Below are 20,270 nucleotides of genomic sequence, written 5' to 3' on the forward strand. Positions count from 1 at the left end.
AATCACCATGAAAACACGCCAATCTGTTCGCATCGCAGCTGCCCTGATGACCTGCGCATTGCTGTCCACCGCTTCGCTTGCCATGGCCCAGGGCTACGAAAAAGGCCAGGACAAGCATCAACGGATGCAGGAGCAGTGCGAACAAATGGACAGCACTGACATGCAGGCCCGACATGCGCAACATCAGCAAAAAATGGTGGAGCGCCGCAACGAAATGGCCGACCGCCTGAAGCTAACCGATGAACAGCGCGGAATTTGGAACGATATACAAGAAGAGCGCCAGCAACAGATGCAGAAGAAAATGGAAAAACAGCAAAAGCGTTGCGACAAGATGGCTAAATAAATCGCAACGGGTGATCGCCTGGGGGGTTCTGGCGTAAGGTATGTGCAGTGAGTGTACCGTCTTACAGGAAATCGAACTTACATGACCCACCGCGATAGCCAACCATTAAGCCTTACCTTTAACGGCCCTGCACAAAGCAAGATCCACATTTGCCAGTCTATCGACGATATTGATGTCGTAGACTGGCAAAACTTGGCCGGTAACGATTACCCCTTTGCGCGCTACGATTTTATTCAGGCACTGGAGCACAGCGGTTGTACCAATGCTGCTACCGGTTGGCAGCCCAGCCATCTGGTGATCCGCCAGCAGGGTCATGTTACCGGCATTATTCCAGCATTCTTAAAAAATAATTCCCGCGGCGAATACGTGTTCGATTTTGCCTGGGCCGAAGCCTACCAGCGTTACGGCCAGCCTTATTATCCCAAGTTGCTGATGGCCATTCCCTTTACCCCGTCACAGGGGCCGCGGCTGCTGCTAACACCGCAGCTGCGCAAAATTCTGGACAGCGCATCTCTGCACAAGCTGTTTGATACAGCCACTACTGCACTCGGTGCCCACTCCTGGCACCTGCTATTTCCCGACAGCGCGGATCAAGCGCTGCTTGGCCAGCAGCAAACACCAGACAGCCCGCAATTGCACCGGCTGGGCTGCCAATTTCACTGGCACAATGCCGGGTACGAAGCCTTTGACGACTTTCTGGCGCAATTAACATCGCGCAAGCGCAAGTCCATCCGCAAAGAGCGCAAACAGGTTAGCGATCAGGGCATTGAGTTTCAGCGTGTCAGTGGATCAGACATATCTGAACGGGTACTCGATGGCTTCTACGTGTTCTACCAAGCGACTTATCTTAAACGCGGCCAGCGGCCTTATCTGAACCGTGACTTTTTTGAGCGCTTGTTTCGCCAGATGCCAGAGCATGTGCACATTGTGATCGCGCTCAAACAAGGTGAAATGATCGCCAGCGCGCTTTTTCTAAGTGGCTCTGACACCCTCTACGGGCGCTACTGGGGTTGCCTCGACGAGTACAATCATTTGCACTTTGAAACCTGCTATTACCAGGGAATAGAACTGGCCATAGACCTTGGCCTGCAGCATTTTGACGCCGGTGCTCAGGGCGAGCACAAACTGGTACGGGGTTTTGAGCCGCTACTTACCCACTCATGGCACGGCATAGAACACCCGGGTTTTCGCGATGCCATTGCCAATTTTGTCGCTGAAGAGCGCGAGGGAGTTCGCAGCTATTTTGAAGAGAGTAAAACATTACTGCCATTTCGCCAGACTGAAAACGACAAAAGCGGCTGATTGCGCAGCCGCTTTTGGGTTATGCCATTCAACATGAACTAGCGTGCAAAATCAGTCTTTACCAATACGAAAGCCAATTTTCAAACTGACTTGGTAGTGGCTCACCTTGCCGTCCACAATGTGGCCGCGGGTTTCAACCACTTCGAACCACTCCATGTTACGCAGGCTTTTACCGCACTCGTCCAGAGCGTTCTGAATGGCTTCCTCAATGCTGTTGGGAGATGACCCTACAATTTCAACCTTCTTGTAAGTATGCGAGCTGTTCAATATTGAGTTCCTCCTATCTTGATGAATCGACACATACTTTCAGCCTAGAACAGGATTTTATACAATGCAATTTCAAGCGGATGGATTTTTTACTCTGTCTGCGGCTAAAGCTGGTTAATGCACACCTGAAGAGTGCCCGCAATGCTGGCGTTTAGCCTCAGCACTGCCATAGATTCGGCGCGGGTTCGGCCAAGATTCAACGTGGCAATGGGTTTACCCCATTCATGAGCGTAACGGCAAAAACGGAATCCCGAGTAAACCATCAGCGATGAGCCAATCACCAACAGGCCGTCGCTGGCTTTAAGCGCATCCAGCGCCGCATACACCCGATGTTTAGGCACGAAATCGCCAAAGAACACCACGTCTGGTTTTAAAATACCGCCGCAAGCCGGGCAGTCTGCCAACTGGAAGTCTGCAAAATCAATGTCTAAATCCGCATCACCATCCGGCGCCACGTCCGCCGTGTACCCACTGAATTGCGGATTAAGAATCGCACAGCGCTGGTGTACCTCGTCCCTCATGCATCGATAATCACAGCTCATGCACAGCACCTCGTCGGCGCGGCCGTGCAAATCAGTTACCGCTTGAGTACCTGCTTTTTGATGCAATCTGTCAACATTCTGGGTGACGACCAGCGCACTGTGATTGAGCATTTCAAGCTGGGAAATATGATGGTGAGACGCATTCGGTGCGGCGTTGCGCATCAGCGGCCAGCCTATCAGGCTTCGGCCCCAGTAGCGCTGGCGGGTTTGAACGCTGTCCATAAAGGCCTGATGTTGTACCGGTTGCTTACGCTTCCAGGCGCCATCGCCGTCGCGGTAGTCTGGAATACCCGAATCGGTGCTGACACCGGCGCCAGTGAGAATCAACAATCTGGGATGGCTATGAATATAATCAGCAAGCATGGCACCGGCCTGCTCGGGCTGGTGCGCATTGGGCGTAATGTCAGTATCTGGCAGCCGCTGATCAGAGCTAAAGGGGCGGGAACGGTGACGGATTTCAGACATGCACACTCCGGTCAGGAAGGATTTTCCAGGCAGCTCGCCAGTAAGGCGCGCATTTTCTGGGCACCCAGTTTTTGCGTGAGTTCAATATTACGGTCTGGTATGTCATCTACGTTCGGATAGTGATCAATAGCCACTTCCAGGCTGGCTTCGCGTAGCAGATGTAGCATTGGGTAGGGCGATCGATTGGTGTAGTTCTCGGCATCATCCGGCCCGGTGCCAGCGAACTGATAGTGCGGATGAAAACTGGCAATCTGGTAAACACCGTCCCTTTCCAGAACCGCCAACAGACCGGTGGCTTCTTCCAAAAACTCGTTGTACAGCATGAAGTCGCCCAGCGCGTAAGGGTGAATCAGCAGTGAGGTTTCCAGATCTGGCTCGTCATCCAGACGTTGGAGTTCCTGCTGCAGGCACTGCAGCAGTTCCTCTTCGTTCGTCGCTTCGCATACCGTAAAACGCACACTGCCTTTGACCAGCTCGCGCTTGGCGAACGGACAGAAGTTCAACCCAACGACTACCATGTCCACCCAGTTACGCGTAGCGCTTATAATGTCTGACTGGTTCACACCCTATCCTCTTGCATAACCAAGTGCGTTACTTGCTATTACTTATACGTAGCCGCGGCTGCGCAGGTATTCGTCGTAGTTGCCGCTGAAATCGATGACTCCGCTAGCGTCGAGCTCAATAATACGGGTCGCCAGGGACGATACAAACTCGCGGTCGTGGCTCACAAAAATAAGCGTGCCTTCGTAGTTTTCAAGAGCCAGGTTTAGCGCTTCAATCGACTCCATGTCCATGTGATTGGTGGGCTCGTCCAGCAGCATCACGTTGGGCTGTTGCAAAATCAGTTTGCCAAACAGCATCCGGCCCTGCTCGCCTCCTGACAACACGTGAACAGATTTTTCGATGTCATCGCTGGAAAACAGCATGCGGCCCAGTGTGCCGCGAATAACCTGCTCGCCGCCGGTGGTCCAGCGTGCCATCCATTCGTTCACGTTCATGTCCTGAGCGAAATCTGACGTATGGTCCTGGGCGAAGTAACCAACCTGAGCGCTGTCAGTCCACTTTACCTCGCCGCTGTCTGGCTGGTAATCCCCTGTCAGACATTGCAACAGCGTCGTTTTACCGACGCCGTTGGGGCCGATGATCGCAACCCGTTCGCCGGCTTCAATTTGCAGGCTGAGTTTTTTGAACAGCGGGGTATCGGTAAAGCCCTTGGTCAATTCCTTAAGCGTTAATGCCTGGCGGTGAATCTTTTTACCCGGTTCAAAACGAATAAACGGACTGACGCGGCTGGACGGTTTTACATCATCCAATTGAATCTTGTCGATCTGGCGCGCCCGCGAAGTGGCCTGTTTGGCTTTAGAGGCGTTGGCCGAAAAACGACTGACAAATTGCTGAAGTTCGGCAATTTGGGTCTTTTTCTTGGCATTTTCTGACAACATGCGCTCGCGGGCCTGGGTGGCCGCGGTCATGTACTCGTCGTAGTTACCCGGGAACAGGCGCAGCTCACCGTAATCCAGGTCCGCCATGTGGGTGCACACGCTGTTCAGAAAGTGGCGGTCGTGAGAAATAATAATCATGGTGCTGTTGCGCGCCACCAGAATGTTTTCCAGCCAGCGGATGGTGTTAATGTCCAGGTGGTTCGTGGGCTCGTCCAACAGCAGCACGTCCGGATTTGAAAACAGCGCCTGAGCCAGCAAAACCCGCAGCTTCCAGCCGGGCGCCAGTGCACTCATCAGGCCTTCGTGCTGGTCCAGAGGGATGTCCAGGCCCAGCAATAACTCACCGGCACGGGAGTCCGAGGTATAACCGTCCATTTCAGCAAATTGCACTTCCAGATCCGCCACCGCCATGCCGTCGTCTTCGGTCATCTCTGGCAGCGAATAAATACGGTCGCGCTCTTTCTTCACAGCCCACAATTCTTCGTGGCCCATGATCACGGTGTCAATCACCGTGGAGTTCTCGAAAGCGAACTGGTCTTGGCGTAATTTACCCAGGCGAATATTAGAATCGAGCATAATGTGACCGGAGGACGGCTCCAGATCGCCACCCATGATTTTCATCAAGGTCGACTTTCCACAACCGTTGGCACCGATCAGGCCATAGCGATTGCCGTTACCGAATTTGGCTGAGACGTTTTCGAACAGGGGCTTAGCCCCGAATTGCATCGTAATATTGGCAGTAGCGATCAAGGCAGCAACCTGTAGACGTAAGGCCGGTACCGGCAATTCACCAGGGAATCCGGAGCGGCTGAAAATAGACGCGGTATTGTACAGGATTGCGCACAAAATGGTCAGCCAGCATTAACACTGACAAAAAGTTCTTGCCAGAGGCCGCCATGGCGGGCAGCATTCGCCAGTCGTCTTTAGACACATAAAATCACTTGAGGAAACGAAACATGGCACAAGCAACAGCGCGTCACATTCTGGTAGACACCGAAGCAAAGTGTGAAGAACTGAAAAAAGACATCGAAGGCGGGCAGGATTTTGCCGAAGTCGCCAAGAAGCACTCGTCTTGCCCATCTGGCCGCAACGGCGGCGACCTGGGTTCCTTCGGCCCCGGCCAGATGGTTCCGGAATTCGACACCGTGGTTTTTAGCGCTGACCTAAACACCGTACAAGGCCCGGTTAAAACCCAGTTTGGCTATCACCTGCTAGAAGTGACCGGCCGCAGCTGATTTGTTCGCCCGGCGAATCGCTCATGGATCGCCGGGCGATTAGTACAAAATGACTCTCTTGTATAACGACTATTTAGTGGCCTGAGGTGCCAAAAACTGGCCCAACTGCTCGCCAATACTCTCTACTGGCTCAATAACCGCTTGTTTCACACCACTGGACACCACGCGGGTAAAAGCCGCACCGGCATCGCTTTCCAGAAACCTGAGATACTGCTCCATTTCCGCACCACTGATATCCTGGTAGGCATACAGGTAACTGTTAAACACCTGCTGCTCCACTACCCCTTTCAAAACCGGACGCTGGCTTTCTATACGCTTTTGAAGAGTTTCGAAGTTCACCGAATCGCTGCTGAATGCTGCCATGGTAGACGCTAACCCAAGCTGCACCGCAATGGTGGTATCAACAGCGCTTTGGGTTGCGCGCGAAGCGCGGTCAAAACGCACGAAACTCTTGGCGCGGTCGGTATTGCCAAACCTTTGGGCCAGTTGGTCGGCCTGCGCGCTGATTTGCGGCCACACCGCCGGTGCCGATGCGGCGACTTCCATTCTTGAGATTTTCTGTGCGACGGGTGTGTTGTACCAGTCCGCCACGGCTTGCAACTGTTCATTGCTCAACTCCGCCTGCAGCCGGACAGCCACCTGCTGTTCTATCTTCTGCGGATTAAAACTGTTGCTAACCGCATAACCAACGGCGTCAGCGATCATCGGTGGAACCTGGCCTGTCTGCTTCAGGCCATCGCGTATGCCTTGGCTCATCATCGCCGGGTACTGGGCAATAATTTCGTCCATTGGCGAGGCTCTGAGCACCTGCCTGGCGTCCACCGTCTGCTGCTGTTTTGCAGTAGGTGACGTTGCAGCAGTAAGCATAGGGCTACCCAGCAGTGCCGCCGACATCAAAAAAACACAGATTTTGTTACCGCCCATCATAATGCCGCCATCCAAAGATAATGAGGGCTGTTTATGACACGGCCAACGCCCACGCGGCAAGTAAATCCCTGCGCGAGCGGATGACAGTTTGGTAGGGTTGAACGCCGTGCGGCACACCGCAACGAGCATTAATAAGTGGTGCTGAACTCCAGGCTAGCCTCAAGGGCCCGCAAGCGGGATACCAGAAAAGCCATCACCAGCCGCACCCGAGCCATTTGTAGAGTGTCTTGATTTACATGCAGCCATAAATCCACACTTTCGCCTTCCAGTGGCTCCGACAGGCGCCGCAATTCACGAGCGTCTTCGCCCAGATAGCAGGGCAATACAGCCACGCCTGCACCGCTGCGGGCCAGCGCCACCATTGCCTGCAAGCTATTACAACGAATCACCGAGGTCACGTTTTTCAGATGGCGACGATACCAACGTCCAGTCGCCAGTAAACTGAAGGTTTCATCCGGAATAATCCAGCGCAGTTGTTCCGGCCGCTCATCAATATCAAAACCACGGTGGCGACGACAGTATCCGGGGGTGGCATACACCGCATATTCCATCGCTGCAATGCGCTCACCTTCCCATGTCGCCTGAGGTTTGTTTTCCGGGCGCAGGGTCAAATCGGCTTCGCGATGGCTTAAATTGCTGACGTCGTTGTCGGTCAGAACTTCCAGTTCGATGTCTGGGTACTTTATAAGCAGGCTCGTCAGAATCGGCGCTAACAGCTCAGCCATCAGCGTGTCCGGGGTGGCGATGCGTATCTTGCCCTCAAGCGCGGTTGTTTCCTGGCGTAATTTACGCTCCAGGTTTTCTATTTCCGCCGCTAGTTTATCAGCCTCGTAAAAAGCCATTTCTCCGGCGGCCGTCAACTTCAAACCTTCGCGGCTGCGCTCGAACAACCGAACTGCCAGGGCTTCCTCCATATGGTCAAGCCGACGCAACACCGTGGTTTGGTGCACACCCAGTATTTCTCCGGCTTTGGCGAGGGTGCCACCTATTGCCAAAGCGCGTACATATCGTAGATAATCCCAATCCATAGATCACTGCATATTTGCAACGTGGATAGGGATTATAACGTATTTATACTGCGAATATGAATCTATATAGTTAACTATATATTCGGTAAACACCCGAAATTCACTGTTAAACACATTCTTAAAGGAGGAAGGCGTTATGGCCATGAAGCCTATCGCAAACGTTCACCAGCTACCGTCGTCTATCCTGCATAACAGTGGAGCTGTTCGGAGCCAATATACCCGTGAGGCCAGCCGTTACATGGTTCAGGTGATCGTACGCAAATTCCGCACTTGGAATAGAAGAGCGGTGGCTGTTGCTACCGACATAGCCCAGGTGCAGGGCGGCCACTGAGCCAACTCAGAGCCCACAAAAAAACGCCGGCAAGCACTAAGCTCCCGGCGTTTTTTTGTGGATGAACCGTATTAATCAGTAACCCACCGGTTAAAAAACGCTCACTATTGCCATTCGCTCGCCATAAGCTATAGTGAATATTGAAGTAAATTGCTGCGCTCAATTATAAAAAAAGGAGAATTCGCCATGAGACTTTCACGCAGAGCGCCTTACACCACGGCCGTTTGGTCTTTCATAATGATTGGCTCAATCGCGTTTTTTCTGTCCAGTTATTTTGGTTTGATGAGTTAAAGGCCCGAGTTCGTCGGGCCAATCGCATCACCTATCGCAGCGTGGCCATCCTCTCCGGTACTTCGGGTAAATAACAACGCTGTCCCGACCGCCACTGACACACAATGTCACCTGACGCCCTACGAACGCAACTCGGGCGTCAGTTGCGCCACACTCTATTGTTTTATTGCCCCCTCAGTTTTCTTAGCCTTTTGCACCAACCGATTCAGATGTCGGCATACTGCGATGTAACGCTAGGTTCCAACCAGGCAACTGTTGGGAAGCCCCAGGCCCGGCCAAGGTTACTTGCGAGTTCCCCTCCCTGCCCCTTTGTTAAACTGGACATTTGGTCAAGCAATTGGCCGGGCGAAAGTTACTCACCAAGCGCATCCACAGTTTGCGAGAGGTTAGCGCGCGCATCATTAACCTGGCGTTCTAACTGGTCAGCATCTTTGCTGCGTATTGTTCATGACACTTTCCTTGTGGCCGTTTCTGCGTCAATTTTCATCGCGTTCACCGTACGATTCGGCGTGAACGGCTTCGGTTTAATCTTCGCTTGCCCGGCTTTAAGCATCATTACGCCCACGACCAATACGACACCACCCACAATAAATGCGGACAGCCAAACGGTGATCTGAGTGGCGAGCAACAACACCAGACCAAGCACCAACGTTATCAAGCCAGCGTTCGCCAAAGCCGCGCCACCCGCCATTCCGGCAATGCCTGCTTGCGCCTCTGTCGCCGCCTCTCTCAACTCTGCCTTCGCTAAAGCGACCTCAGAGCTGAGCAATACCGATACATCACTCGCCAACTGTTTGATGAGCGTCGAAACAGTCTCCCCCGCCGGAGCGCTGACGCTCGGCGCTGCGCCGAGGGGGTCTCTGGTGAAAAGAGGTTCATGTCCAACATGAGCAGATGAATTTTTAGGGAATTCATTCATAACGGGGTCCTCGTAAGTGGAACCGAAGATGAGGCTGTTGTCGACGCCTTAGCGAATCGAGAAAGACCAAACCTCAGGGCAATAGAACCTAGTAAAAATCCTGTCGGATTTTCCTTCGCCAGCTGTTGTGCATCATGAGCGAGGTCGGACGCACTTTTCTTCTGTGGATCCGCTGCAAAACTCAATGATTGCTCTCTGAGCTGTCTGGCATCTTTTTTCAACGTTTCTTTCATTGCCTTAGTACTCGTCGAAGAAGACAACGGCGATTTCGACGTATAATCACTCATGGCATTAACACGCCTTCGCGCAAGCCTTGTTTAAGTCCGACTTGTGATCCCAAGGCGATGGATCAACGAATCACTCAGTTAATCTTAGTTGACCTGGCCTTCCGCACATCTATAAGATTTGAGTTTTGGATCTCAGGCTTTACGGAGATTCCTCACACATCGGTCGCAGAGAGCCTGCCGGTAGCGTGTATAAAAGGTCGCAACCTTTAACGACCCTTTAACCAGTTTTAAATTACTGTGGGTTAACAACGGCTATCAGCAACTAATGAGAATCGCAGTTACACCCAGAGTGGTTGCAACCTTTCCCTTCCGAGCATCCTTTACTGCAAAATATCCCTTCCGCAGTTTTTACAGGTTCTTTTTCATTGGCAACATTGCAATCACAGCCCTCATGCGCGCACAAATGAGCACCGCCAGAATTTGTATTTTCCATATTTCTCTCCTTTACCTAGTGGTTAATTCGGTAATATTAAAACCAACATCTTCACTGGCATTTTTAGTATAGGCATAAAGTTCGAATAGTAGAGATACCTGTTAACAGAACTACCCTTAAATTTTTGTAAGGGCCGCATCACTACATCTAATCTATAGTTCTGAAGAGGCTGCTCCGGCTTTATAACGTCTGAGGCTTATAATAGTATGTAGCATTGCTTTGTATATCGTATCGATACATGTTCGGACGGTACGACGTTGATCCGCACTCGTCACAAAAACTATTCGTTCAATGGGCCGGGGACAGAATTTGATGTTGAATCAGTGGCAGCTTTCCCGTGGAATGGGTAGCAGGCTTCGTCTGGAATCAGTGGCAACCTTGGTCTGGAATACGCAGCATGCTGGACTGGCGGGGCAATGGCTCTGGTAAGTTCATTGCGTCAAAGAACTCTTAAGGGTGGCCACGCAAAAGCCCACCTGGGAGCCATGACGGCCTTGGTATGCAGCATGCAGTTAATGCTTCGGTGGGGCGCAGAGCAAATCGACGCCGACCCTACTAATAGGTCAGGACAATTATTCCCGGTTGCGCTAATGGTGCGGCACCAAATTGAGCGTGGCTGCACGGAAATCCTTGATCGTTTTGGTCGCACGCTTGGCCCACGGCCCTACGCCTTTGAGAGAGACAATGCTCGCCGTATTGCAGAACTCACTCTTTATATTCGCCAATGCCACGCAGAGCGCGATTTAGAAGAGCTTGGTGACTATCTTGAAGAGCACCCCGAATTTCTTCAGAAATTCAACTAGGTACGTCCCGATACTATCTGTTGGGCTGAGATAAAGGCCAAGGTAATCACCAAGGCCCTTACCGGAAGATTTATTTCGACAGGCGTTTTGCATTCGCCGTTGTGCGTTGATGAAGAGGTTTCAAGGTACGCTGGCCCGTTGTCCACCAGGGCGTTTGTCCTCCAGACAACATGTTCAACCAGGCCTTCTGAACTTCCAAGCCAACCTCCCAGCTAGCAGCACGCTTTTCATTCACCATTCGTTGATTTTCTTGCATCATGGTTGGGTCAAGAGGCGATTTCGTCTCCCACAGCAACACTCGAGAGTTGATCGTCGAAAAGGCAGAAGACCAAAATTCCGTCGCCATCTGGCTTAGCTTCCACACATCGGAAATTGCGGCGGGTGTAGCCGGAACAATCAAAGATATACGACTCTTATTGCTCATCATTTTCTCCAAAGAACCAGTCGGGTTGTAAAAAGGAAGTCTTTTTAGTGGCTTACAAACGATTATCCAGGCGGTCACCAATCAAGCTGTCCGGCCGGCCGCCGAACGCGCCCCCGCAGGCAGCAATAAGGCCCAACAGCGATGCAAGCGTTAGTAACAAAGCAATTGACGAGATCGCTTCGCTCAGGTTCTGCGCAGCCTCAATGGCTTTGGCCTGCGCGGTATTGATCGTTTCGCGCAAATCCGCCATCGTTTCGTCAATGCTGTTCTCAATCGATACAACTATCTGTTCAGCTTCTTCCGGCGTTATCCCAAGACGCTGTTCCATCGCGGTAAGCGCTTGCTGCCTGTCTTGTTCCGAAATGATGGCATCTGGGCCTTCCAGCATGTCGTTCGCAAAAGCATCGAGATCCTCACTTATGTCTTGCGGTGAGGTCACCATATCTCGAATAGTCGCTTTTGCTTTAGCCATAGCCGCCTCTTGTTCACGCTCGCTAAATACATCGCGGAACGCCGCTTTTGCCTCAGAACGTAGATCTTCCTCAGTAATGCCGTTGTCGCGCAACATTGTTTGGAGCTCATCGGGTAAATCGTCTATTGATAGCTGATTTGCCAGTCTGGATGGGTCAGGCAATGAAATATTATCCGGTATCATCGCCTCACCCACCGACGCCACAGAACTGGCCGTTCCACTCAACAGTGACCCCGCCGCCCCAAACATGGCTCCGACGCCCACAACCGAAGCCCAGGCCATAAAAACCGTAGTGACGGCCCATACTGACGCACCGTGTAACAGCGACGATATCGTACGCGGTATACCCGCCATTCTGGCCGCAACAAAACCGCCGGCACCCAAAGCAACCAACTGCGTTATAATCAGGTAAATCATTGCGGTAATTGACATGCCGTCGCCTGGATTCTGATCATATTGCGGGTCAATTATCGCTGCGCCAATTCCGACGCCAAAAAGCGTAAACAAAGTCATAAGGGCAATCGCAATAACTGCGCCTGCAATAATTGCGCCCCAAGAAACTCGCTGGACCGTTCTTGCTCCAGCTACGGTTGATGAGGTCCGATAGTTTTCAGTAGTAGCCATACGATTCTCTCCAGTGTGGCAAACTTAAGCGCTAGTCCGTATTGCATCGAGTCCAGCGGCTATGGGTGTTACGCGATTGCTTCATCATCTGCGTACTACATGTGAAGAATAGCGGGCATAATTCCCGGTAGTTGATTAAACTTTATTCAAGATAACAACAAAATGACGGCGTGATATTTGCAAACACGAATTTTTAACCGTTGTTCGTAAGTGGTGGTGGCCTTGCTATATACAACCCTATTTAACGGTCCCCCGTGTAATAGGGTCGCTTAAACTGGTCATCCGGTATTCGGTAAATTTTACCGACTGTTCTGTAAAAATGACTGATTCGATACGTACCAGCGCGATACAGATATGTTGTCGATTACCGAACTCACCATTGGGTGCCACAAATAACACGGAAAATTTTGATTATATTACCTTTTTAAGAGTATTAAAAAATTGGCCTATAATTTGCGTTTAAGTTATCAGCCAACGCAAAACGTTGATTGGCCTCAACCACCATATCGGGGATAAGTTATGAAACGTTACGTAACGCTCATTGCAGGCTTAACATTGGCAAGTGCCTCTTTCGTATATGCAGCGGAAGACGGCACTATGAAATCCACTGATAAGACGGCGACTGATCAAAACAGTTCAATGAATACACTCAACTCTATGAACCCTGACGAATTGGAAGGCGTCGACATCTACAACAGCGATGGTGAGAAGATCGGTGATGTAGATGAAATTGTAAAAGGCAAGAACGGGCAACGCATGGCGGTGATCGGCCTGGATGGCGACACTAAAGAAGTAGCTGTGCCGTTAAGTAAACTATCCATGAACAGTGATGGCGATAAACTCATGATAGAAATGACGAACAAACAACTCATGGCACTGCCTGATTACGACCCTATGGACATGGAAAGCGTAGATGAGTAAAAACGCTGACAGATTGATACGTTAAACAACCGCCTTCCCTGATCGACGTTCCAAATCACGGAAGGCGGGCCCTTACGGGCCAAGGTATTCCTTATTAAAAATTATGATTTTTTTGACCGTCAATAATTAGAGACGCACTTTGGATTTCGTATTTACGCAATCGGTTATAAAGCGTTTTTAAACTGACGCCTAGAAGATAGGCAGCTTCTGACCTGGATCCACCGCACTGGTTCAGCGTGGCGAAGATCAAATTCTTCTCGACTTCGGCTACTGACGTGCCAATTTGAACGGCCAATGTGCGACCCTTTTGGCGCACCGAGCTTAGCGGTTCGCCCAGACCTGGGGGCAAGTCTTTCTGTGAAATCACGGTTTCCGCCATGATGTAGGCTCGTTGTACAACATTTCGCAATTCTCTGATATTGCCAGGCCAGGCGTGACATTCCAGTTTAGAAAAAACATCGTCAGAAAACGTCTTCACTGATCCCTCAGCAGTATTCAGTTCACTTAAAAATAGACATGCCAACTCTCGAACATCGCTATGCCGCTCGCGCAGCGGAGGTAATTCAATAGGAAATATTTGAAGCCGGTAAAGAAGGTCTTCTCGTAACGTACCTGCGTCGACTTCTTTCTGCGGACAACGGTTAGTGGCCGCGATAATGCGCACGTCGGTTTTCTGTTCGAACTCACTCCCTACTCGGGTAAAACGACGGGTCTCTAAAACACGAAGTAATTTGACTTGTAGATCGATGGGCATCTCGGTGATTTCATCCAAAAACAAAGTACCACCATGGGCCTGCTCGAACACCCCCCGATGGCTTCTAAAGGCACCAGTGAAGCTACCTTTTTCATGGCCGAAGAGTTCGCTTTCAATCAACTGGGGTGACATAGCACCGCAATTAACTGCAACAAATGGTTCTTTATTCCGGGTACTTTGTTGATGAATGGTAATGGCCGTTACCTCCTTTCCCGTACCGCTTTCGCCTGTTATCAGCACAGTCGCCAGCGTCGGCGATACGCGCGCAACCTGATCCCGAATAGCCTGCATGGGCGCCGAACGACCGACTAGTTTTTCTAATAATTTGTGATTCTCAAAAACAGACAAGCCAGACTGTTTATACAAGTCTTCAATTTTTATTCTTGATGTAATTTCGTCACTGCTTACATCATGTTGGGATAATTTTTTAGAATTAAAAGGGATCATTATTCGCTCTCCATTGCACACGCCATTTGGACTGTTAAATCAGCGATAGCTTTAACGCAACGATATTTTATAATTCATAATCATCGAAACTTAGTTTTATTTAAAATTTTATTTACAAGCTGTTGTTTTAAAAGTTATAAAAATAATTTCAAGAAATATTAAACCGGGCCGAATAAATGTCAATAGTTTGACTTCCTCGCAATCAGTGAGTTTCAGCTACCTGTTTTTTTTATTAATCGATGATATTTTTGCTAAGCATCTAATTCACAACGGTGAAAGACGAAGGCAAAGTCTAACGCCGTGTGAAATGGCTAATTTTTATTAAATTTATTTAGCTTAATTCACTACTTATTCTGTACATATTTTTACTTTTGGTTGCACCCTACTCACGGTTAGAAAAGCCGGGGAAAACCTACGGAGTAAAGCTTGCGTCCGATTATGGCGGTAGGCTCACGCGGGCCAGGTTATTAAAAGATCATGTGATGCGGGAAAAGATCTTTCACTTTGATCATGAGCGCATTCCGGAGTGGGTTGTTCATGCTCGCGGAGTTGGTTTTCATGGCTATTTCGAAAACTACAGCGATCAATCGGAACTGACTGCCGCTGGTGTGTTCCAACGTCCCGGTGAACACACAGACACCGGTGTTTACACGTTTTTCCACAGTGGCGGGTAACAAAGGCTCTGCAGATCTTCCCCGAGATGTACGCGGCTTCGCCGTAAAATTTTACACTCAACAGGGCAACTGGGACCTGGTGGGCAACAACATGCCTGTGTTTTTCATTCAGGACGCCATGAAATTTCCCGATCTTGTGCACGCGGTAAAAGAGGCGCCAGACCGCGGTTTTCCTCAAGCCCAATCAGCTCATGATAATTTCTGGGATTTTGTCAGCTTGATGCCAGAAAGCACCCACATGCTGATGTGGACCATGTCGGACCGCGCCATACCGAGATCACCCCGCTTCATGGCAGGTTTTGGCGTGCACAGCTTTCGCTTCGTAAACGCAGAAGGCGACTCCAAATTTGTGAAATTTCATTGGAAGCCCAAGCATGGCATGCAATCGGTAGTGTGGAACGAAGCTCTGAAAATAAACGGAGCAGATCCTGATTTCCACCGCCGCGATATGTGGGACGCGATCCAGCGTGGTGACTACCCCGAATGGGAGCTGGGCGTGCAAATATTCGACGACGCTTTTGCAGAGGCGTTCGAGTTCGACATTCTCGATGCCACCAAGCTTATCCCTGAAGAACAGGTGCCGATTACGCCATTAGGCAAAATGGTACTGAACCGGACTGTCGATAACTTTTTTGCCGAGACAGAACAGGTCGCATTTTGCACTCAGAATATCGTTCTCGGTATCGATCACTCAAACGACCCGCTGCTTCAGGGCCGCAACTTTTCCTATCTGGATACAAAGACCAAACGCCTGGGCGGGCCTAACTTTACCCACATTCCCATTAATGCGCCCAAGTGCCCCATGCACCACTTTCAGCAAGACGGTCACATGGCGATGACCAATCCCAAGGGCCGTGTTAATTATGAGCCCAACAGCTGGGAAGATAACCCAGGACCACGTGAGAACCCGACCACGGGTTTTCGCAGCTATGCCGAAGACATTGAAGGCGCAAAAGTTCGTGAACGCTCCCCAAGCTTTGCAGATCATTACAGTCAAGCTTGTCAGTTTTACATCAGCCAGACCGAAGTTGAACAAAAACACATTGCCGCGGCCTTCGTGTTCGAGCTCAGCAAGGTTGAACGCGAAGACATTCGCCTGCGAGTGGTTGTGCACTTGCTGAACGTCGACGAGTCACGGGCTGTCATTGCGCCGACTATCGACGGCGTAAGAGACAAAAATGGTCAACAGCTAATGAGTAGCGCCGGCTTTGGCGCCAGACAGGATGGCGGCTGTATATCGTTAGATTCAACCAATGCTGAAGAGACCTGCATCAGGTTCATCGAAAGCTGTGCGGCCCTACGTTATTGGGACAGGGAATAAGCGGCCGGGCGCGCCTGGGGTAATCGCGAAAACCTGAAATTTTGCGTTTAACCCCACCGCGCCAATTTCCCGACTGAAGATAAAGTTGGGCCCAGCCTTAAAACTGCTACGATAATGAATAGCGTCGTCGTAAGCTGCATAGGCGATTAGGGTAACCATAAGCCGTTTTATGTCAACGAAGAATCGGGTCCGGAGGCCGTGTACACAGCTATGGAGCAGCAATCCGAAGGTGCCCTCGATGCGGGTCCAGTGGCTAAAGCCACCACACAAACATTACGCCAGGTAAACGCCATACTGTCCCCAGTCATTGGCGAAGTGGGTGTGAACGTGCTGTTCAAGCGCTCGATTCACCTCACGAGTAGAACATTTCCGTGGCTTGCAATTGAAAAAAATCACGGAGACACCGGCGACCTGCTTGTGAGTCTTAATGAGCGCCTGGCGGGCCGCAATACGAATGAAGCTGTAGAAGCAAGTTCAGCCCTGTTATCAGGCTTTACCGAACTACTGGAAACCTTGATAGGTGATTCCTTAGTCGATACTTTACTGGGTTCGCTCAGCGCATCTCTGACACCCTTTTCTAAGCAGGTCACTACACCTGAACAGGACACAGCTTCATGAGTAAAAAAGTGACCATACATCGGCTCAAAACCTGTGTTCAGGGACTTGATGAAATCCTGGGCGGTGGCATACCTGAGTATTCTTTTAACCTTATTAGCGGGGATCCCGGCGCTGGCAAAACAACGCTGTGCCATCAGATTATGTTTGCCTTGGCCACTCCTGAAAGGCCTGCACTATTTTTTACAGCGTTCGGCGAGCCGCCATTAAAGATGCTGCGTTATCAGCAGCAATTCAGCTTTTTCGATTCCAATAAGGTTAATGAATCAATTCACTTCATTAACTTGAGCGCCGATGCTGCAACGGGCGACTTTAATCAGGTTTTGGCGCGCATTACGCAGGAGATCGAGGCATTTTCTCCCGCGTTGGTCTTTGTCGATTCGTTCCGCTCGGTTTTACGTGAAGCCGAACACCAACCCGAAGATGCAATCGACTTGCAACGCTTTCTGCAACAGCTTGGACTTCAACTGGCCGGCTGGCAAGCCACCACCTTTCTGATCGGAGATTTTTTGTCTGACAGCGGCTCTCAACAGATCTTGACGGTGGCTGACGGGCTGCTGTCACTGGAACAGTCTGTCGAGCGGAATTCGATGGTGCGCAAGATGCAAGTTGTAAAAATGCGCGGTCAGGCGACTTTGCCAGGAAAGCATGCATTCCGCATTTCCAGCGATGGGATCAATGTTTTTCCGGCGACGGTTGCTCACAATAACCCTGAGAATGCGGGGGAATTTTCCAAGGCATTGCGCAGCAAAAAACGGGTTACGATGGGTGTGCCGCGCCTCGATGACATGTTGGGCGGCGGCTTGCCGTCGGGCCATTCGCTGCTAATTGCCGGGCCGTCTGGGTCGGGCAAAACCATTCTTGCCACTGCTTTTCTGGCAGAAGGCGCGCGCTTGGGTGAGCACGGGGTGATTGTCGCGTTTGAACAAACGCCTAGCCAGTCCTGGATCCGTACCCTCGCCGAAATGATTAACCGCCGACAGATCGGCCTGATTAATGTCCGCGCCCTGGACCTGTCGGTCGACGAGATCTTACAGCGCGTGACAAACCTTATTAAGGAGACGAAAGCAACCAGGGTGGTAGTCGACTCGCTGTCCGGGTTCGAGTTAGCAGTGGCCCCCACGTTCCGCGAAGATTTCCGCGAGTCGCTGTTTCGCATGATTGGGGTACTCTCCGGCCTAGGTGTGACGGTGCTGATGACATCAGAACTCGAAGACCGATATACCGATCTGCGCTTCAGCCCCTACGGAGCCGCATTTCTCACCGATGCGATCATCGTACAACGCTACATCGAGGTTGAGAGCAATCTACAGCGCGTTATGGCGGTCGTCAAAGTGCGTGGCAGTTCCCACAGCGCCGAAATCAGACGATTCGATATTACGGATAAAGGTATCGAGATTGGTGACCCGGTGTCCGGCTTTGAGGGAATCCTCGGCGGGCAGCCAACGCGTACAAAAACGATCAAAAGCGTTGAGTGAGGTTGGACGAAATGAACAAGAAGGGATGCAAAGATCGGAAAACCGGAATTGGACCATCGTTGGATCCAGCAGAAAACGCCGTGTATTCCAGCTCGGTTCTCAAAACGCGCGCAGATCACAGAGCCGTGGTCGTTGCTGACGAACCGACCGTCCTTGCTGATGCGGCAAATGTCGAGGCGCGTGAAGATGCCGCCGAGTTGCGCCAGGCCAGCGCTGCCCTGCGCAAAAGAGCCTCAGAGTTGCGCCAACGTAACGCAGATCAACGCGAAGACATCGCAGATCAGCGAGATTATATTGCAGACCAGCGCGAATATATCGCAGATCAGCGTGAAGAAGCTGCAACGTCCAAGGCCAAACTCAGCGCGATCACTCAGACGTTGCTGAAGGAAGCGAACGAGCGTCTGGTCATCTCTGCAATTCACGCCCAGACGATGAAAGAGTCCGCCGAACTGGCTAACGAGCTGGCCAGTCACGATTACTTGACCGGGTTACCGAACCGTTTGCTGTTGGACGATCGGGTAGCGCAATCGATTGCGCTCGCGCAGCGTCATAACAAAAAGGTCGCCCTGATGTTTTTGGATCTGGACCGCTTTAAACACATCAACGATTCGCTCGGGCATGCGGTTGGTGATGAGTTATTGAAGTCGATTGCAAAACGTCTGCAAGCCTCCGTTCGTCTCTCTGATACTGTCTGCCGTCAAGGAGGCGACGAATTTGTGGTGCTGCTGAACGAAGTTGAAGAGTTGCAAGATGCTGTTGTCATGGCAGAGAAAATAATTAGAGCAATGGGTCTGCCACACCTCGTTAATGGTCATCAGCTCAACGTTACCTTCAGCATTGGTATTAGCATCTACCCTGACGATGGTAAAGATCTCGAAACCTTAGCAAGAAAAGCCGACACAGCTATGTATCAAGCCAAAGAAAAAGGCCGCAATACTTATCAGATATTTATAAATGAAATGGATTTCCACTCGCTCGCGCGGCAGTCCATGGAGCAGAAACTGCACCGCGCACTTGAGCAGAACACGTTTGTACTGCATTACCAGCCCAAGGTAAATCTTGAAACCGGATCAATTACCGGCGTCGAGGCGCTTATCCGCATTCGGGAATCAAATGGCCAGCTTGTCTATCCGGTGCACTTTATTAGCGTTGCGGAAGATTGCGGTCTGATTCTCCCGATCGGCAGGTGGGTTCTCCACGAAGCCTGTCGGCAGACACAGGTATGGTTGCAGGCCGGATTCGATATTGATCACATAGCGGTCAACGTGTCGTCCAGGGAGTTCCATAGCGAGGATTTTCTTGCCGGGGTTATTTCCGTACTCCATGAAACGGGTCTGGACCCGCATCATCTGGAACTGGAAATCACAGAGAGCGGCCTTATGAAGGACACAGAGCACGTCATGGCTATCTTTTCTGCGCTCAAGAAACTCGGCGTGCGGATTGCTATTGATGATTTTGGCACCGGTTATTCCAGCCTAAGCTACCTGGCGCGGTTTCCTCTCGACACACTTAAAATTGATCAGTCATTCGTACACAATTTGGACAACACCTCAAACGATACAGACAATATCGTCATCAGTGCGGTCATTGCGATGGGCGAGAGTTTGAAGCATCGTGTTGTGGCTGAAGGAATTGAAACGAAACAACAACTTGCCTTTCTACAATCTAAACACTGCACCGAGGGACAAGGTTTTTATTACAGCCGACCTGTAGCTGCCGAGGATTTCACCGTATTGATGGCAACCGCTTTTTGACGCCAGGCACGATGCTGACAATACCCATGACAAATAGAATGATCAGGCTTTTACGAGGTTCGTTTTTTATTACCGTTTTTGAATCTTCCATTTTTTCATTCACATTTTAGGGTCACCGGAAGCATAGCTCGGAAGATTTATTCATGCCGCTCCATTTAAATAATGCTGAAA

The 20,270-nt window shown here is 50.7% G+C and carries 20 protein-coding genes and 1 pseudogene; 10 read left to right on the forward strand and 11 right to left on the reverse strand.

The genetic code is table 11. The annotated features are described in order from the left end of the window. Positions 1-7: 7 nt before the first annotated feature. Positions 8-343 (forward strand): hypothetical protein, encoded by a 336-nt coding sequence (locus MIH19_RS15345; RefSeq protein WP_249005693.1) that lies wholly within the window; start codon positions 8-10, stop codon positions 341-343. An 81-nt stretch (positions 344-424) separates the two neighbouring features. After that, a complete protein-coding gene (locus tag MIH19_RS15350; protein WP_249005694.1) occupies positions 425-1,645 on the forward strand; it encodes a GNAT family N-acetyltransferase in 1,221 nt (406 codons plus the stop codon). 51 nt (positions 1,646-1,696) lie between these two features. Here the strand turns inward: MIH19_RS15350 and MIH19_RS15355 are convergent, their stop codons facing one another. From MIH19_RS15355 to MIH19_RS15370, 4 genes are all read right to left on the reverse strand, one after another. Beyond that, positions 1,697-1,912 (reverse strand): dodecin, encoded by a 216-nt coding sequence (locus MIH19_RS15355; RefSeq protein ID WP_249005695.1) that lies wholly within the window; start codon positions 1,910-1,912, stop codon positions 1,697-1,699. A 104-nt stretch (positions 1,913-2,016) separates the two neighbouring features. Further along, positions 2,017-2,919, reverse strand: a complete 903-nt coding sequence (locus tag MIH19_RS15360) for an NAD-dependent protein deacetylase (RefSeq protein ID WP_249005696.1) — start codon at positions 2,917-2,919, stop codon at positions 2,017-2,019. Positions 2,920-2,930: 11 nt separating this feature from the next. Further along, entirely contained in the window at positions 2,931-3,482 is a 552-nt protein-coding gene (locus MIH19_RS15365; protein WP_249005697.1) for a DUF1415 domain-containing protein, read from the reverse strand. 42 nt (positions 3,483-3,524) lie between these two features. Continuing rightward, on the reverse strand, positions 3,525-5,111 hold the full coding sequence (locus MIH19_RS15370) for an ABC-F family ATPase (RefSeq protein WP_249009024.1): 1,587 nt from the start codon (positions 5,109-5,111) through the stop codon (positions 3,525-3,527). Positions 5,112-5,317: 206 nt separating this feature from the next. Between MIH19_RS15370 and MIH19_RS15375 the strand changes: the two genes are divergently transcribed. Beyond that, the gene (locus MIH19_RS15375; protein ID WP_249005698.1) at positions 5,318-5,596 is read left to right on the forward strand and encodes a peptidylprolyl isomerase; all 279 of its coding nucleotides are present in this window, start codon (positions 5,318-5,320) and stop codon (positions 5,594-5,596) included. 69 nt (positions 5,597-5,665) lie between these two features. Here the strand turns inward: MIH19_RS15375 and MIH19_RS15380 are convergent, their stop codons facing one another. Both MIH19_RS15380 and MIH19_RS15385 read right to left on the reverse strand, forming a co-directional pair. Beyond that, complete coding sequence (locus tag MIH19_RS15380) at positions 5,666-6,523, reverse strand: DUF2059 domain-containing protein (protein WP_249005699.1); 858 nt, start codon at positions 6,521-6,523, stop codon at positions 5,666-5,668. A 128-nt stretch (positions 6,524-6,651) separates the two neighbouring features. Then, entirely contained in the window at positions 6,652-7,551 is a 900-nt protein-coding gene (locus tag MIH19_RS15385; protein WP_249005700.1) for a LysR family transcriptional regulator, read from the reverse strand. 136 nt (positions 7,552-7,687) lie between these two features. Here MIH19_RS15385 and MIH19_RS15390 point away from each other — a divergent pair, with 136 nt between their 5' ends. Further along, positions 7,688-7,882 carry a hypothetical protein gene (locus MIH19_RS15390; RefSeq protein WP_249005701.1) on the forward strand — a complete coding sequence of 65 codons (195 nt, stop codon included), beginning with the start codon at positions 7,688-7,690 and terminating at the stop codon, positions 7,880-7,882. A 736-nt stretch (positions 7,883-8,618) separates the two neighbouring features. Here the strand turns inward: MIH19_RS15390 and MIH19_RS15395 are convergent. Both MIH19_RS15395 and MIH19_RS15400 read right to left on the reverse strand, forming a co-directional pair. Continuing rightward, a complete protein-coding gene (locus MIH19_RS15395) occupies positions 8,619-9,092 on the reverse strand; it encodes a phage holin family protein (RefSeq protein WP_249005702.1) in 474 nt (157 codons plus the stop codon). Continuing rightward, the gene (locus MIH19_RS15400) at positions 9,089-9,379 is read right to left on the reverse strand and encodes a hypothetical protein (RefSeq protein ID WP_249005703.1); all 291 of its coding nucleotides are present in this window, start codon (positions 9,377-9,379) and stop codon (positions 9,089-9,091) included. The genes MIH19_RS15395 and MIH19_RS15400 overlap by 4 nt, the downstream gene beginning before the upstream one ends. A gap of 849 nt (positions 9,380-10,228) precedes the next feature. Between MIH19_RS15400 and MIH19_RS15405 the strand changes: the two genes are divergently transcribed. Further along, the gene (locus MIH19_RS15405; protein WP_249005704.1) at positions 10,229-10,615 is read left to right on the forward strand and encodes a hypothetical protein; all 387 of its coding nucleotides are present in this window, start codon (positions 10,229-10,231) and stop codon (positions 10,613-10,615) included. Between the two features lie 70 nt (positions 10,616-10,685). Here MIH19_RS15405 and MIH19_RS15410 read toward each other — a convergent pair whose 3' ends face one another. Both MIH19_RS15410 and MIH19_RS15415 read right to left on the reverse strand, forming a co-directional pair. After that, positions 10,686-11,117: a hypothetical protein gene (locus MIH19_RS15410; protein WP_249009025.1), complete on the reverse strand. Its 432-nt coding sequence runs from the start codon at positions 11,115-11,117 to the stop codon at positions 10,686-10,688. Beyond that, complete coding sequence (locus tag MIH19_RS15415; RefSeq protein WP_249005705.1) at positions 11,092-12,135, reverse strand: hypothetical protein; 1,044 nt, start codon at positions 12,133-12,135, stop codon at positions 11,092-11,094. Before MIH19_RS15415 ends, MIH19_RS15410 begins: the two co-directional genes overlap by 26 nt. Positions 12,136-12,654: 519 nt before the next feature. Here MIH19_RS15415 and MIH19_RS15420 point away from each other — a divergent pair. Beyond that, the gene (locus tag MIH19_RS15420; RefSeq protein WP_249005706.1) at positions 12,655-13,056 is read left to right on the forward strand and encodes a PRC-barrel domain-containing protein; all 402 of its coding nucleotides are present in this window, start codon (positions 12,655-12,657) and stop codon (positions 13,054-13,056) included. A 94-nt stretch (positions 13,057-13,150) separates the two neighbouring features. Here the strand turns inward: MIH19_RS15420 and MIH19_RS15425 are convergent, their stop codons facing one another. Beyond that, positions 13,151-14,257 (reverse strand): sigma-54 dependent transcriptional regulator, encoded by a 1,107-nt coding sequence (locus MIH19_RS15425; RefSeq protein WP_249005707.1) that lies wholly within the window; start codon positions 14,255-14,257, stop codon positions 13,151-13,153. A gap of 485 nt (positions 14,258-14,742) precedes the next feature. On the opposite strand from MIH19_RS15425, the pseudogene MIH19_RS15430 reads away from it, so the two are divergent. From MIH19_RS15430 to MIH19_RS15445, 4 genes and pseudogenes are all read left to right on the forward strand, one after another. Then, positions 14,743-16,072 (forward strand): annotated as a pseudogene (locus MIH19_RS15430) (catalase); the annotation flags it as partial. A gap of 390 nt (positions 16,073-16,462) precedes the next feature. Beyond that, positions 16,463-16,870, forward strand: coding sequence for a hypothetical protein (locus tag MIH19_RS15435; RefSeq protein WP_249005708.1), 408 nt, complete (start codon positions 16,463-16,465; stop codon positions 16,868-16,870). Continuing rightward, positions 16,867-18,345 carry an ATPase domain-containing protein gene (locus MIH19_RS15440; RefSeq protein ID WP_249005709.1) on the forward strand — a complete coding sequence of 493 codons (1,479 nt, stop codon included), beginning with the start codon at positions 16,867-16,869 and terminating at the stop codon, positions 18,343-18,345. Before MIH19_RS15435 ends, MIH19_RS15440 begins: the two co-directional genes overlap by 4 nt. 11 nt (positions 18,346-18,356) lie before the next feature. Further along, positions 18,357-20,099, forward strand: coding sequence for an EAL domain-containing protein (locus tag MIH19_RS15445; protein WP_249005710.1), 1,743 nt, complete (start codon positions 18,357-18,359; stop codon positions 20,097-20,099). Positions 20,100-20,270 lie beyond the last annotated feature (171 nt).

The sequence above is a fragment of the Marinobacter sp. M1C genome, from assembly GCF_023314135.1.
In the GTDB taxonomy this organism is placed as follows: domain Bacteria; phylum Pseudomonadota; class Gammaproteobacteria; order Pseudomonadales; family Oleiphilaceae; genus Marinobacter.